Genomic DNA, 14,904 nt, shown 5'->3' with positions numbered 1-14,904 from the left:
TATCTATCATAACGTACAATATATCAACGATTTTTCAAATATATCTATCACAAATCAAATTATATCGATTTATCGACAAATAACAACAATAAGAAAAGGCTGTTCCAGATGAACAGCCTTTTCTTTATTTACTTGAAATCTCTTTATTATTTTGAACGTCTAACGGAGCTCGCTTTCCTATTCCGAAAGCATAGAAACTAATTGTAACGATAGCTAAGAAAATAATACCTACAACTAATGAAATACGAGTATCATCGTTAAACCACATTCCGATTAATACCATAATTAAAAAGGCAATTGTTAAATAGTTTGTAACAGGAGCAAATGGCATTTTGAACGGATGATCTTTCATCTCTGCTCCCTTTTCTTTTCTAAAATTAATTTGACTAATTAAAATGACAAACCATGGTACCATTCCAGGAAGTACACTCGCACTATATACATATACGAATAAGTTTTTCGGTGCGATGTAACTTAAAACAACACCAACCGCCAGACCGATAATTACGCCAACTGTACCAAATAAAGGTACACCATTTCCAGAAAGTTTCGTGAAATATTTCGGTGCTTGTCCATTTACACCTAACGTATAAAGCATACGACCAGCACTATAAATACCACTATTACAACCAGACATTGCTGCTGTAATTACAACGAAGTTAATAAGTCCAGCAGCTGCCGTAATACCAACTTTCGCAAAAGTTGCTACGAACGGACTACCAATTGTACTTAATTGATCCCACGGATACACAGTTACAATAACGAAAATAGCACCAATATAGAAAATTAAGATACGCCAAATTGTACTTTGAATCGCTCTTGTAAGTGTCTTCTTTGGATCCTTCGCTTCACCAGCAGTAATACCGATTAATTCCACACCTTGGTATGCACCAACTACAAGTGATAAAGCAAAGAAGAATCCTGAAAAACCACCTGTAAAGAAACCGCCATTTGACCAAAGATTAGATATGCCAATTGCTTCTCCACCGTTACCAATTCCAAAGAAAATAAGGCCAAATCCTGCAATAATCATTAATAGAATCGTAACGATTTTAATCATCGCAAACCAAAATTCAAATTCACCAAATGACTTAACAGAAATTAAGTTAGCTGCGCCAAGAATGACCATTGCGATTATACCTGGTATCCAAGCTGGTAAGTCCGGGAACCAATATTGCATATACGCTCCAACCGCGATAATTTCTGACATCCCAACAATAACCCACTGGAACCAGTTACTCCAAGCTGTCATATAACCAGCTAGCGGATGAATATACTTATGACCGAACGTCGCAAATGAGCCTGTACTTGGCTCCATATACAACATTTCTCCCATGGCACGCATGATGAAGAAGATGAAAATACCTGCAATTGCATAAGCAAGCATTACTGACGGACCTGTCCATTTAATTGTGCTGGCTGACCCCATAAACAAACCAACACCAATCGTTCCGCCTAAAGCAATCATTTGAATATGACGTGCTTCTAAACCTCTTTTCAATTCTTTGTTTGCCACTTCACTTCCCCCTCTTAGATGATTCATAGCCGCATTTTAACACAAGATGCTTTCCCCTAATTCCTTTCGGCCCTGAAAATGATGAAGCAAACGTCATTTTACACTAGCTTTAAAGCTATCCTAAAATCGTTTTGTGCTCCTAATAAAATTTTCAAAACCTTTCATCTTCCAATATTCTATAAATCTTAAAATTACTTACCTTATATTAATTCATTAATCTGAAAAATTCAATTATTTTTTCAATAAATTATTATACATAAGCCTGATTAATTTTTAACTAAATTAACAATAAAATACATCTATTCAATATGATTCCGGCATGTATATTATTACAATATAAATAACAGAGGAGAGCATTTCTTTCTCGGTTTCATATGTCAAATACTTCAACCTTTATAGTTGATAACGTAATTTCCCACACATTCGATTTATATACCAATGAGAAATTTAATATATTAATAAACTACTAACTTCTTTACCCCAGCCAAAATATAAAAGAGTCTCATTAAAAAATGAGACTCTTTTACAATTTCATATTTAAATCGATTTCGAAGTTTGCTTACCAAAGATAAATACCCTAGTAAACACTACCATTATAACTACTATAACCAGAAAATAAAGTGGCATCACCAGTAACGAGCCCGTATGCAGCTGACTCATCCCCAAAATTGTCATCGTTACAATTACATAGTATCCTAAGCTAAACAATGCTCCGGCTGTACCAATAACATCTTGAAAATCTACTAATGCTAAACTTAAACAGTTAGGTAACGCTACTCCAATCCCTAATAACAATATAAACATTGCTATTAAAAATACAACCATATATATTACATTCGGATTTGATCCAATAAACGTAATAACAGATAAAAGGATAGCTCCCCCTGTCATTACAAGACAACCAATATATATAATTTTCTCTGGTTTATAAGTAGCAAGTAAACGTTTTGAAATTTTCGCTCCAACAATAGAAGCAGATGCAACAACAATTCCTAGAAATCCATACATACTAGGCGATAATTGAAAATATTCAATAAAGATAAACGGCGCTTCTGCATAATAGCTAAATAAAACACCATTTGCTCCTCCAATTAACAGCCCATATGTTACCACTTTCGGATTTGTAATTAACCTCTTCAAGACTGAAAATACATTTATTTTATTCGTTACTGAGCCCGTTTTTGTTTCAGGAAGAGAAACAAATGTATACAGAAAAATACCGATACTCATAACTACTAAACTTAAAAATACTATTTTAAATCCAAACATTTGATCAAGAAAGCCACCAATTAACGGTCCTATCGCTGGTGTAAAAGCAATGACTGCCGAGATTTGAGCAAACATAACATGCCGCTTATGCCCTTCTACACTTTCCCGAAGAATCGTTTGTGTAATAACGGATCCTGCACTTGCTCCAAACGCTTGAATAAAACGACTTACCAATAAAACTTCAATGGAATTTGCAATAAAGCATAAGAAACTCCCAACGCCATATATTACAATTCCAAATAACATTGCTGGGCGACGGCCAATTATATCTGATAACCACCCAATAAAAAATACACCTAACGCAAATCCAGCAAAATACACACTAAGTGTTAACTGCACCTCATTATTACTTACATGTAATGCCTTTGAAATGTCTGGTAAAGACGGTGTGTAAATCGTTTCACTAATTTGCGGAAATGCGACAAGAATAATCATTAACAAAAGTGATGGTACTGAGACTTTTTTCATTTTTCATACCCTCCTATAACTTTGAAAATCTCAGAAGTAAAAAGACTTTCCTAAGCTACGGAACAGGAGGGGCCATGATAGAAATCCGGTCATAAAACAACAAAGAAAACACCTCAATTACGTATGTTAATACTTATAGGAGGGTAATATTAACATTGATTTTAAAACATACTTTTTCAATTATATTACATATTACTTTTATTTTTCTAGTATTAACGTTCAAATGTTCTTTTTATATTAGTGAACAACTAATACACACCATAGAAGATAACTACTTGATATAACCACCTTATTATGGAATAATTAGAAATAGTTTGAATCTACAAACCTAATTATAAAATGATAGACTCATATATTCCTAATGTCATAAAGCTGAACAAGTAGGAGGACTTTCGTAATGATTGAAATTTTAAGGACAGTAGTAAACTTTCTAATTTCTCTATTCTCAGGAGAATTACCATTTGTATATTATGTATGGATTATTACCCTATTCCTAATTCAAATAACCCAATCTACTCTAAACTATAAACTCTTTAACAAGAAAGACAATTTAAGCACTTATATATCGGAAGGATTACTTGCTTTTATTATTTTATTGTTTGGAGGAATATTAGTATCTAAGTTACTTGCTTACATAATAGACGATCCTACTATTAGTATGACGAATTTAACACATTATTTTGTTTCTATTATCATATTAACTATATTTGTCGTAATAACCTGTGTTAAAGACTTTATAGAGACATCTATAAAGAATAAAAATATATCTCTTTTGAGCTTTTTAGTAATTTCCTTCATAACAAGTATACTTTCATTCAAGTTTTTATTACCTTTAATTGAAGGTTCTTTTTCTCTTTCTAAATCTTTTATAACTACTTTAATCATTCTAGTAACTGTATCCATTCCTCTATTAATTTCTTTAGAGGAAAAATATGCAGGTGAAAAGGAAACGGAAAATTTATAGCTTCTCATTTACATAAAAGAAAGAGGGAGCTCCCCTCTTTCTTTTATATCGTTCTATTTCACAAGACTAAATCATTCCTTTGAATATCAATCCTAAAACTGACATTATTATCGCGCTAATAATAATTCGCAAAATCCAAGTTGTGTTTGTACTTATTTTTTCTAATTGCTTATTGATTGTTGCTATGTCTTTCTCATTAATAGTGGTACGCGTTTCTAAATTTCGAATGTCTCTCATAATTTCTTTTTGCTCCGCCTTGAGACTGTCAATTTTAGCGTAAACATCTTCCATATATTCACACCCTCTGTTCATCTTAATAGAAAAATCTATATATATTATGAGACAACCCTCTTACCTGTGAATACATTGCGTATATCCGCGTACCAAATTATTTGTACAATCTAATTGAATTATTCACATGTTTCCTATCTTCTATATAAATCAGCGTTAAGATAAATTAAAAAAGGAATCCCTTGTTTATTTAACAACAAACAAGGTGCAATCCAACATTCGGGAGCACCTACGATAATTTCTATTGTTTTCATATTTACAACTCCATATAATCAGTATGATTTTCTGAAGAAGCCACTTTTTGAACTGCTTAAAGTATACTAATATGAATACGAAATAGCTGTATTGATAAACTCTCTAGAACAATAAATATACTGGCTGAAACGGATCTATATCCAATATTTTTTCCAGTAACATGAATGGTTATTTCTGATAAATACGTTTGTATATCATTGTTTTCAAAAATTCCATCCTCAACCTTTACAATATCTGCTTCACAATCTACTTCTTTAAAAGTTTTCAATAATTTTGTTTCCAATAAACTACAATCAAAGCTCTCATCTTTTATTACGGCAATTTTAACCTTCATATCGATTTCCCCATTTTTAACAAACTAAAATCACTAAATCAATATAAATATATATTATTCTATTAAATAATTCAAAATATATGTTTCTTATAAACCATTACTAAATCCCAGTTCTAAGGCTTTATATAAAAAAGAAAACAAATAAAGTGAAACTTTAATCAGCCCTCACCAATCGGACTTTTACAAGATTAAAAAATTACTCTTTCAATTGCTAAACTAATTAATATATAATCCCTCTGTGCTCAGTAGTTCGAAATTTTTTTATTTTTAATTCATAGATTCTGAGAACTTTTTGCTTTAATATTAATAAGTCGCTTCTTAAATTCTGTAATATTGGAAATAACTATATAGTGAAACAAATTAACTATTAGGAGTGCTATTGATGTTTGATATACTTCGTCTCTTAATTATTTTTTTCATTGCTATCTTTTTATTTTTCTCCATAATAATGGAGTTTAAAAAACCTCAAAAAAGTGTATTTTGGTTTTCAATTGAAGTCTTATCTCTTCTAGGGATTATAATGCTTTTTAAAGATTTTTTATCAAAAATATAACTTAATCCACGAATAATAACGTGTTTCAAATACAATACCTTTATCTTTTGAACGACCTTATCTCTTCTTAAAGATTCTTGTTTTTATCCTATTTCTTAACAAGATCTCTACCTTAAGTTGTCTTTTCTTTATAAAAAATAGCCCGCCTATTTCTGTAGGCGGACTATATCTTTATTACACCATACAAAAGTATAATTTCTTCTCCACTCAAACTTTATGTAATGATACAAATTCTAAATAAATTATTATCTTTTCTACATTCTTATTATTGATTTTTTGTTCATAAATTCGTAACACATATAGATGAGTTATCATGCTAAAATTAGTTTATTCAATAGAAGTTATTCTTAATGAATCGATAATTTTTAATACCCTGTTTAAAGCCTCGCCCCCCTGCGAGGCTTTTTCCTATTTAACTAGAGTAATGGTTATCAACTGTTACTATGCTGCTACGGATCCTACTTTTAGCTATTCAGTATCAGCACACGTAAAATTCTTTCCTCCATCATTTGATTTACAAACTGTATTTATCGATTTTTCGGTTATTTTTTCACTTTCATTAGAAACTTGATCTAAATTCATTCGATATACTTGTTCCGGATTTTCTTTTGAATTTCCTTCAATATGAATTGTACGATTGAACATCTCAGCCGTGAAGCTGCTAGATGTATTTATCATTTTTACTCCATTATTTTCACCTACATAGCGTTCAACTACTCTTTCGGCTTCTTTAAGTTGTTGAGATGTAGGATACGGTATAGATTCCGCTAAAATAACTACACCTACTAAATATGTAATATACAAACCACCTGCAATCAAGATAACTTTCTTTACTGTTTTATTAATCATGCTCTAACTCCCTTTTTTTATTTCACTATTAAAATATATAATTTTCCTAATTTACATCAACTTCTTTTTAATACATAACATTCGTTTTACATTTTATAAAAAGCACCTCTCTTACTAATTTTCAATTTGATAATATCATTTTATTTATTGTTTTTCAATAAATAATTATTATTAAACGTTTTATTTTTACTGTTTTTATTTTTGATTCAATTTAAAAACAAGTGACTTATTTAAGTCCACTACATCATCAGCAAGTTTGAAAATTTGTTAATTACTAAAATAAAAAAGAGCAATTATATGTAAATCCCCCTCGTTATACCTATGTAGGTCAGTAGTTTAGCTTCAGCACTCACTCTATTTGAGAATACTTTACCAAATATTCGATCTAATGATAAAATTGACCAAATTAATATTTTCGCCCATCACTGTATCAAAAAGTACAATAAAGTAAGACTTTAATCGGTGGGGGTTTTGTTCCCCCCCACTGATTATTAGCCCTCACCTAATGTCTTTGCTTCCGCTGAATTTTGAGGTGAGGGTCTTACTGCCTGGAAAATAGCGGGATAAAGAAAAAATAGCACTCTCACGATTAAGTAAACGCGAGCTTTTTCTTCTATCTACTTACTATTTAAGGTTAATAGTTTAGTAACAAGATTTAAAAATTCGACTTAAATTCATTGATGAATGGAGAGGTTTATATGAAATTAAAAGACAAAGTGGCAATCATAACTGGTGGTGCAAGTGGAATTGGCGAATCTACTGTTCGTCTTTTTATCGAAGAAGGTGCAAAAGTAGTTATTGCTGACTTTTCTGAACGTGGAAAAGAACTATCAGATGAATTGAATGCACATGGATATAATACGTTATTTATTAAAACTGATGTAACAAAAGAGGCAGATATTAAACAGCTAATTCATGAGACAGTAAGTACATACGGTAAATTAGATATTATGTATGCCAATGCCGGCGTTGCTGATGATGCACCGGCAAACGAATTATCCTATGAAAAATGGAAAAGAACTATTGATATTAATTTGTCTGGGGTATTCCTTTCTGATAAATATTCGATTGAACAATTTCTTAAACAAGGTACAGGTGGTGTCATCGTTAACGCTGGTTCGATTCATAGTTTTGTTTCATTACCTACCCCAACAGCATACTCCTCTGCAAAAGGTGGTGTGAAACTATTAACTCAAAATTTATGTACTGCCTACGCTAAATATGGAATACGTATTAATGCGGTGTGCCCTGGTTATATTGACACCCCTTTACTGGGTAGTGTTAATCCTCAACAGAAAGAATATTTAGCTTCACTTCATCCGCAAGGCAGACTTGGAACACCAGAAGAAGTCGCTAAAGCTGTCTTATTTTTAGCAAGTGATGATGCTAGTTTTGTTAACGGTACAACACTTCTTGTTGATGGAGGCTATACTGCACGTTAATTTAAAAATTTTGAAGCACCCTAAAAAATGTATAGTCTTCAACAAGAAAAAGCGCCATCACAAGTGACGGCGCTTTTTCTATGTAAGAGCAACTAGAAGGTATCCTTCTAGCCTACTCCCATTTATAAGTCCAAAACTGTTCAAGTTGCAGCCATTTTAATGTTGCTGCATCTTTGTTTTTTATTTTTGCATGCGTGTCTTCAAGCATTGCTTCTGTTTGTGAACGGTGCGCACCTAATGCAGTTAATTTATGATCAAATACTTCACTAATGTTATTTACAACATCCGGTTCTCCTAATACTGCTTCACGATTTTTCGTAATCGCAACAGCATGAATAACTGGGCGCTCTTCTTTTGGCATACGTGATACAGCGCGAACGACAGCGCGGCCAAATGCATTATGATCTGGATGTACACCGTGCTCTGGATAAAATGTAATAATTCGAGATGGATTTACTTCTTGAATGATTGCTTCAATTTTGTCAGCAACGAAATCAACATCTTCAAATTCTAACGTTTTATCATGGAAGCCAAGCATTCTTAAATCTTTAATACCCATCGCTTCACAAGCATCTTTCAATTCTTTCTTACGGATATGTGGAATCGTTTCACGGTTAGCGAATACGTTCTTACCCATGTTACGTCCCATTTGTCCTAGAGTACCACATGCATACGTTACAGGTACTCCTTGATCTGTTAATAAGCGAATTGTTCCTCCCGCAGCATATGCTTCATCATCTGGATGCGGAAATACAACAAGTACATGTCTCTCCATAAGTTTCCCTCCTTCTTACTTAAATGGTGTTAAGCTTAACTCAAGTGCAACTGCTAGACGACCTAAATTATCATGTCCAGCTAATAATAAACGCTCTTGATCGTCTACTTCCCAGTGCGTAATACCTTCAGCATATACCCAACCGTGATCCATTTTCAGACCAACTCGGTATGGATTTGTTCCAGTTATCTTCCCGCGTTCAAAACGGATAATCGCATTTCGAATGAAAGCACCAACTGTCATCATCTTTTCATTTATGTGTGATGCATACGCTCCGTTTGTCGTTTCTAAATGAATATATACATCTTTATTTACAAAACGTTCAATTTCATTTTGAATAAGAGAACTATCTTTTACTATTTCCATCGGAATTCACCTCTTTAAACCATTTTACGCAAAAATAATGTAAATTGCTATCTCTATATTAGAGGACAACGCTCACTTTTCCTAATAATTTGCACTGTGTTTTTTATATTTTTTATATGATATGTAAAAAATACATTTTTTCCTTCACTTTGTTAAATAGTTTTCTTTCTTTTTTGAATTTGCTACAATATATTTTATCCCGTATTATTGCAGCGAGATACATTTCGACAATTGAATACATAATTTAAAGAAGGTGACATGATTGGAACAGTCAGCACATGAAGTAGCAAATTGGCAATATTATTTTGCAATTGCCGTATTTTTAATCACGTACGGATTTATTATTTCTGAGAAATTGAATCGTGCTGTAATCGCACTATTCGGTGCTGCTATTATGATTATTTTTGGAGTTGTAGATTTACATACTGCTTTCACATCACATATTCAATGGGAAACGATTACCCTTTTAATTGGGATGATGATTCTCGTACATATTACGAGTCAATCAGGCGTCTTTGAATTTGTGGCCATTAAAGCGGCAAAAGCAGCTGGCGGAAAACCGATTCGCATTTTATTATTACTATCCCTATTAACTGCCGTCGGATCAGCATTTTTGGACAATGTAACGACTGTTTTATTAATCGTTCCTGTTACATTATCCATTACACGTATTTTAAAAGTAAATCCTGTGCCTTATTTGATTTCAGAAGTGCTGTTTTCAAATATAGGCGGAACAGCAACATTAATCGGTGATCCACCTAATATTATGATTGGATCAGCAAACAAGCATTTAGACTTTAACGCCTTTTTAATTAATTTAGCTCCAATCGTAATTATTATTTCTATCGTGACACTTGGCATTATTTACTTCATGTATCGTAACAAACTAAAAACAACACCTGAACAAATCGAAAAACTAATGGCATTAAACGAAAAAGATTATATTAAAGATCAAAGCCTCCTTTTAAAATCTATTTCGATTTTAGGACTCACTATTTTAGGCTTCGTACTTCATTCGATTATTCATGTAGACGCTGCTGTTATCGCGATGACAGGCGCTACACTTCTTATGTTAATCGGCGTGAAAGAACATGATATTGAAGATGTATTTGCCCACGTTGAATGGGTTACCATTTTCTTCTTCGCCGGATTATTTGTTCTCGTTGGCGGGTTAATTGATATCGGACTTATCTCTTCACTTGCAAGAGAAGTAATCGACGTAACAAACGGTGACATCGGATTCGCAGCTATACTTATTTTATGGGTATCTGGCATCGCATCTGCGACAATCGACAACATCCCATTTGTCGCAACGATGATTCCTCTTATTCAAGACTTAGCTACAGGACTCGGACTATCTGTCGATTCTCCGCAAATCGAAGTACTCTGGTGGGCGTTATCCCTTGGAGCTTGCTTAGGAGGAAATGGAACACTAATCGGAGCATCTGCAAACGTAGTCGTTGCTGGTATTGCAAAACGTGAAGGACATGGCTTCTCTTATATGGACTTCTTAAAAATTGGTTTACCATTAACTATTGTTGCACTTTTGTTATCACATGCCTATATATATTTACGTTATTTAATGTAAAAGTTGTATTGCATGACATTATATCGTCAAATACAAAAAGGTTTGCAGCATCATGCTGCAAACCTTTTTTCATCACCAAAATATACCGATAATTGCTAAACCACCTAAAATCATACCACCAATTTGTCCGACAATTGTTGGTGATAATTGAACACCTTTTCTCACTTCAACAACTGGTCTTTCGTGCCTTAGTTGCTGCACTTCACTTTGAAGTTGGTGCACACTTCCGTGTAACTCTTTAATAAGTTCTTTTAATTCGGCGACCTCTTCATTTACTGGTTTTTCCTTTTCTAAATTCATTTTGCATGACTCCTTATAAATTCAATCAACACACTGTAAATTTTCGCCAATTACCATTATATCTCCTGCATACTACATATATAATTTCGAATGTACTTTCTAACCTTGCCGCTCTATCCATTCATCCCGCAATATCCCCATAATCATACGGTCAAAACACTTCCCATCTCTTTGAACCGCTTCTCTCATACAGCCTTCCATTTCAAAACCCATCTTTTTATACAATGCAATGGCAGGTTTATTATACGAAATAACATCGAGACCGATGCGGTGTAAATTCAATTCATAGAAAGCATACTTTAGAATAAGATGTATTGCTTCTTTCCCATATCCTTTTCCTCTATCATTCGCATCTCCTATACCAATGGCTAATAAACCTGTTCTGTTATTCCACTCTATACTATGAATCGCCACAAAACCAATTAAGCGATCTTCTTGAACTGTCCTTACCATGAAAGAAACACTATTCGATCTCCGTCCTTTTAATAACCCATCACTTGCTATTTCATTTAAAGATTGCGGGAATGCTACATCTGTATCAACATTTCTTAAATACTCACTATCTTCTTGCCACATAGCCATTACTTCAGCATCTGTTTCTCTCATAGCTGATAATTTAATCGTTTTATTTCGAAAAAGATTCATTGTCACTTCAAACTCCCCCTTTTAAATAACAGGGATACTTATTTTAGCCTATTTATCCCCTTGTTCCATAAACTGTTTCATAAACGGGATACTTACAATAAGCGCTGACATTGGCACATCTCCTCTACACGAAATTAACTTCATTGTATAATTTTTCGTTTATTCTAACAATAATAAAAAGCCCTCCAAATTTTGAGGGCCTTTCCTAATAGCAAAACTATATTATTTCGTAAACATTTTCTCCGCTTCATCCATTGCCATTTTGTTTCCTAAAGCAGAATAGTCAAGCCATGGTTGATCATTGATAATGTATACGTGCTTGCCTTTAACTGCTTTTAAGTCTTTCCAAATTGGCGTTTCTTGAAGTTGTTTAAATGCTGCTTTTGCTTTATCATCTCTATTTACAACAACGAAAATCGCATCTGCATCAAAGTCAGGTAATACTTCTTGTGAAATGACTTCGAAAGGACGGTTTCCATCAATTTTCTCTACACCATTTGCAGGTTGTAACCCTAGGTCTTGGAATAAAATTGGTCCCATCGGTCTTTTCGTACTAAATACACGCAATTCTTTTGCAGTAACGCGAATTGCCATTACTTTTTCGTTATTACCTAGCTCTTTATCTATTAAACCTTTTACTCGTTTTGATTGCTCTTCGTAATCTTGAATATATTTATCTGCTTCTTTCTCACGGTTTACAAGTTTACCAACTTGTTTTAAATGCTCTCTCCACGTACCTTCATCTAAATTGAAAGAATGTGTTTTTGCAATTTTTTCGTATTTCGCTACATCTTTACCAGCATATTTTTCATCAACATAAATGTCAGTTGGCTTTAATTGAAGTAACGCTTCCATATTCGGATCTGTTACAACACCAAGCTTCTTCGTATCTTTCAACTTCTCTTTAGCGTGCGGTAAGAAATCTTTTAAATCTCCACCAATAACAGAACCTACTGGTGTAATTCCTAATGCAAGTAAATCATTTGTTAAATGAATAGACATTGAAGCAATTTTTGGATCATTACTTTTTTCCGTTTTTTTCGTTGCCTCTTCATTAGCTTTCGTTTGACCACATGCTGCTAATACTAAAATACACATCATGCTAAATAAAATAGTAAGTTTCTTTTTCATATGTTCTCCTCTTTGAAGTATTTATTTTGTTTTTGTAAGTAAATAAAGAAAATACGGTGCTCCTAAAGCTGCCACTACTACACCAGCTGGAATAGAGTTTGGCTCAAATATAGAACGACCTATCGTATCTGCTAGCACTAAAATAATCATTCCGATAATGCCAGCTAAAGGAAGAAAGTGTTGATATGTAGTACCTACTAACTTCCTTGCGATATGCGGAGCAACTAAACCGATAAAACCAATTCCTCCTGCCATCGATACACTTGTGCAAGATAATCCAACCGCTGTAGCTAAAAGTAATAACCGTTCTTTTTGAACAGAAACACCAAGTCCTGCTGCTACACTATCACCTAGTGACAATGCATTTAACGTTTTAGATTTTAGCCACGCATAAGGGGTTAGTATGAAAATCCAAGGTAATAATGCAAAGACATGAATCCAATCCCTTCCCCACACGTTACCAACTAGCCATCTAGAAGCGAATGTATACGTCTCATCATTTAACTTGAGAGAGAAAAATAACGAAATTGCACTAAAGCCAGCTGAAACTGCAATACCAACGAGAATAAGTCTAATGGGAAGTAAACCTTTTGACCGATCACTCGCAAGTAAAATAATAAGAAATGCAGCTAATACTCCTCCGCCAAATGTAAATAACGGTATTAAAATGGATGCACTCTCATTAATAGAATGAAAGAGAGTAACAAATACGATAAGACCGAAAGATGCACCTGAATGCAACCCTAAAATACCAGGATCTGCAAGTGTATTACGTGATAACCCTTGCAAAATCGCACCGGAAATACCAAGACCAATACCGGCTAACATCGTGATTATTATTCTTGGCATACGATAATCATATAGCACGGTTGCACTCTCAAAATTACCATAACCCAAAAGTGTTTCAATTACTCTAAGTGGCGCTATACTCAGTGTCCCTGTATTTAAACTAATTAAAATTACAGCGATACTTATACATCCGAAGATTGTAGTTACAGTAATAGCTCTCTTTTTATCCGTGTTAAAAAGATCCTTCACTTATAACTCCCTCCCAACTTTACGTGCTATATAGAGGAAGAACGGAACTCCAACAAGAGCTACCATAATCCCTATCGCAAGTTCCTTAGGAGGATTTACTGTTCTTGCCCCTAAATCAGCTACAACTAATAACATAGCTCCTAATAATGCTGACATAGGAATAATGAGTCTATAATTAACACCAACTAATTTTCTAGCAATGTGCGGGATAACTAGTCCTACAAATCCAATAGAACCAACAGCTGAAACAGAAACACCTGCCAGAATAACTACTATAATCATCCCTAGTATTCTCGTTCGGTTCGTTTTCACTCCTAAATTTGTAGCAACATCATCTCCCATTGATATGAGTGAAATAGATCTCCCTAGCATTGTCGCGAAAATAATCGTTATAAGAATAATAGGGACTAAAAATTTCAAGTGTTCCCACTTAACCCCCGCAACACCACCAGCATACCAAAACGCTAAATCTTGGCTTAAATCATAATAAATCGCAACACCTGAACTTAATGAATGTAAAAGCGCTGCCATAACCGCTCCAGCAATCGTTAACCTCATTGGTGTTAACCCGCCTGATGTTGCTGATCCAATAACAAAAATAAGTACTGTACTTAAGACAGCTCCAATAAAGGAAACAATCATTAAATAGGAATACGGCATATGTGGGAAAAAAGCAAAACTAAGTGCTACTACAAACATCGCACCTGCATTTATTCCGAGTACACCTGCATCAGCTAAAGGATTTCGTGTTACACCTTGCATAACAGCACCAGCAACCGCAAAAGCTGCCCCTACAACTGCTGCACCAATTACTCTCGGGAGCCTTAATTCATAAATAATTTGGTGCTGTGTTAGTTTCGGATTATAATCCAAAACCGCTGCCCACACCGTTTGTACATGAATATCTTTTGCACCAAATGAAATGGCTAAAAATATAGATCCAATTAAACATAAAATTGTTAAGCTCATGAAACATATGAACTTAATATGTATCCAGCGGTTATTACCAGCATGTACAGTAGACTTATGTAACATGTTTCATTTCATCCTTTATATTCAGTTGTTTTTTATAATTATTTTTTATTTGTAATTATTATTGATAATAATTATCATTTTCATT

Annotated in this window: 15 protein-coding genes; 3 read left to right on the top strand and 12 right to left on the bottom strand. The window is 33.7% G+C overall.

All coding sequences use genetic code 11. The features are described from left to right. Positions 1 to 124: 124 nt before the first annotated feature. Both M1D66_RS10155 and M1D66_RS10150 read right to left on the bottom strand, forming a co-directional pair. Positions 125 to 1,516: an amino acid permease gene (locus M1D66_RS10155; protein WP_001284404.1), complete on the bottom strand. Its 1,392-nt coding sequence runs from the start codon at positions 1,514 to 1,516 to the stop codon at positions 125 to 127. A gap of 537 nt (positions 1,517 to 2,053) precedes the next feature. Next, positions 2,054 to 3,253 (bottom strand): multidrug effflux MFS transporter, encoded by a 1,200-nt coding sequence (locus M1D66_RS10150; protein WP_086385110.1) that lies wholly within the window; start codon positions 3,251 to 3,253, stop codon positions 2,054 to 2,056. Between the two features lie 397 nt (positions 3,254 to 3,650). Between M1D66_RS10150 and M1D66_RS10145 the strand changes: the two genes are divergently transcribed. Further along, the gene (locus M1D66_RS10145) at positions 3,651 to 4,217 is read left to right on the top strand and encodes a DUF5823 family protein (protein ID WP_000570043.1); all 567 of its coding nucleotides are present in this window, start codon (positions 3,651 to 3,653) and stop codon (positions 4,215 to 4,217) included. A 66-nt stretch (positions 4,218 to 4,283) separates the two neighbouring features. Here M1D66_RS10145 and M1D66_RS10140 read toward each other — a convergent pair whose 3' ends face one another. The 3 genes from M1D66_RS10140 to M1D66_RS10130 all read right to left on the bottom strand — a co-directional run bounded on the left by M1D66_RS10140 (position 4,284) and on the right by M1D66_RS10130 (position 6,499). Next, positions 4,284 to 4,508, bottom strand: coding sequence for a hemolysin XhlA family protein (locus M1D66_RS10140; protein WP_086385109.1), 225 nt, complete (start codon positions 4,506 to 4,508; stop codon positions 4,284 to 4,286). Positions 4,509 to 4,818: 310 nt separating this feature from the next. Next, complete coding sequence (locus tag M1D66_RS10135) at positions 4,819 to 5,097, bottom strand: hypothetical protein (RefSeq protein ID WP_086385108.1); 279 nt, start codon at positions 5,095 to 5,097, stop codon at positions 4,819 to 4,821. A 1,021-nt stretch (positions 5,098 to 6,118) separates the two neighbouring features. After that, positions 6,119 to 6,499 carry a hypothetical protein gene (locus M1D66_RS10130; RefSeq protein ID WP_000608951.1) on the bottom strand — a complete coding sequence of 127 codons (381 nt, stop codon included), beginning with the start codon at positions 6,497 to 6,499 and terminating at the stop codon, positions 6,119 to 6,121. Positions 6,500 to 7,197: 698 nt separating this feature from the next. On the opposite strand from M1D66_RS10130, the gene M1D66_RS10125 reads away from it, so the two are divergent. Continuing rightward, positions 7,198 to 7,941: an SDR family NAD(P)-dependent oxidoreductase gene (locus tag M1D66_RS10125; RefSeq protein WP_000768018.1), complete on the top strand. Its 744-nt coding sequence runs from the start codon at positions 7,198 to 7,200 to the stop codon at positions 7,939 to 7,941. A 112-nt stretch (positions 7,942 to 8,053) separates the two neighbouring features. Here M1D66_RS10125 and bshB2 read toward each other — a convergent pair whose 3' ends face one another. Beyond that, positions 8,054 to 8,716: a bacillithiol biosynthesis deacetylase BshB2 gene (bshB2, locus tag M1D66_RS10120; protein WP_000439483.1), complete on the bottom strand. Its 663-nt coding sequence runs from the start codon at positions 8,714 to 8,716 to the stop codon at positions 8,054 to 8,056. Between the two features lie 15 nt (positions 8,717 to 8,731). Further along, entirely contained in the window at positions 8,732 to 9,082 is a 351-nt protein-coding gene (locus M1D66_RS10115; RefSeq protein WP_000407045.1) for a YojF family protein, read from the bottom strand. 262 nt (positions 9,083 to 9,344) lie between these two features. Between M1D66_RS10115 and M1D66_RS10110 the strand changes: the two genes are divergently transcribed. Beyond that, positions 9,345 to 10,670: an ArsB/NhaD family transporter gene (locus M1D66_RS10110; protein WP_086385105.1), complete on the top strand. Its 1,326-nt coding sequence runs from the start codon at positions 9,345 to 9,347 to the stop codon at positions 10,668 to 10,670. Positions 10,671 to 10,742: 72 nt separating this feature from the next. Here M1D66_RS10110 and M1D66_RS10105 read toward each other — a convergent pair whose 3' ends face one another. The 5 genes from M1D66_RS10105 to M1D66_RS10085 all read right to left on the bottom strand — a co-directional run bounded on the left by M1D66_RS10105 (position 10,743) and on the right by M1D66_RS10085 (position 14,819). Beyond that, positions 10,743 to 10,970, bottom strand: coding sequence for a coiled-coil domain-containing protein (locus M1D66_RS10105; RefSeq protein ID WP_017673084.1), 228 nt, complete (start codon positions 10,968 to 10,970; stop codon positions 10,743 to 10,745). Between the two features lie 99 nt (positions 10,971 to 11,069). Then, a complete protein-coding gene (locus tag M1D66_RS10100; protein WP_086385104.1) occupies positions 11,070 to 11,621 on the bottom strand; it encodes a GNAT family N-acetyltransferase in 552 nt (183 codons plus the stop codon). A 216-nt stretch (positions 11,622 to 11,837) separates the two neighbouring features. Beyond that, positions 11,838 to 12,746, bottom strand: coding sequence for an iron-hydroxamate ABC transporter substrate-binding protein (locus M1D66_RS10095; protein WP_000728218.1), 909 nt, complete (start codon positions 12,744 to 12,746; stop codon positions 11,838 to 11,840). A 21-nt stretch (positions 12,747 to 12,767) separates the two neighbouring features. After that, positions 12,768 to 13,784 (bottom strand): FecCD family ABC transporter permease, encoded by a 1,017-nt coding sequence (locus M1D66_RS10090; protein ID WP_000653823.1) that lies wholly within the window; start codon positions 13,782 to 13,784, stop codon positions 12,768 to 12,770. Beyond that, positions 13,785 to 14,819: a FecCD family ABC transporter permease gene (locus M1D66_RS10085; protein ID WP_000902730.1), complete on the bottom strand. Its 1,035-nt coding sequence runs from the start codon at positions 14,817 to 14,819 to the stop codon at positions 13,785 to 13,787. Positions 14,820 to 14,904: the final 85 nt, after the last annotated feature.

Source organism: Bacillus sp. PK6-16 (assembly GCF_056530295.1).
This window is presented reverse-complemented; position numbering and strand designations above follow the sequence as displayed.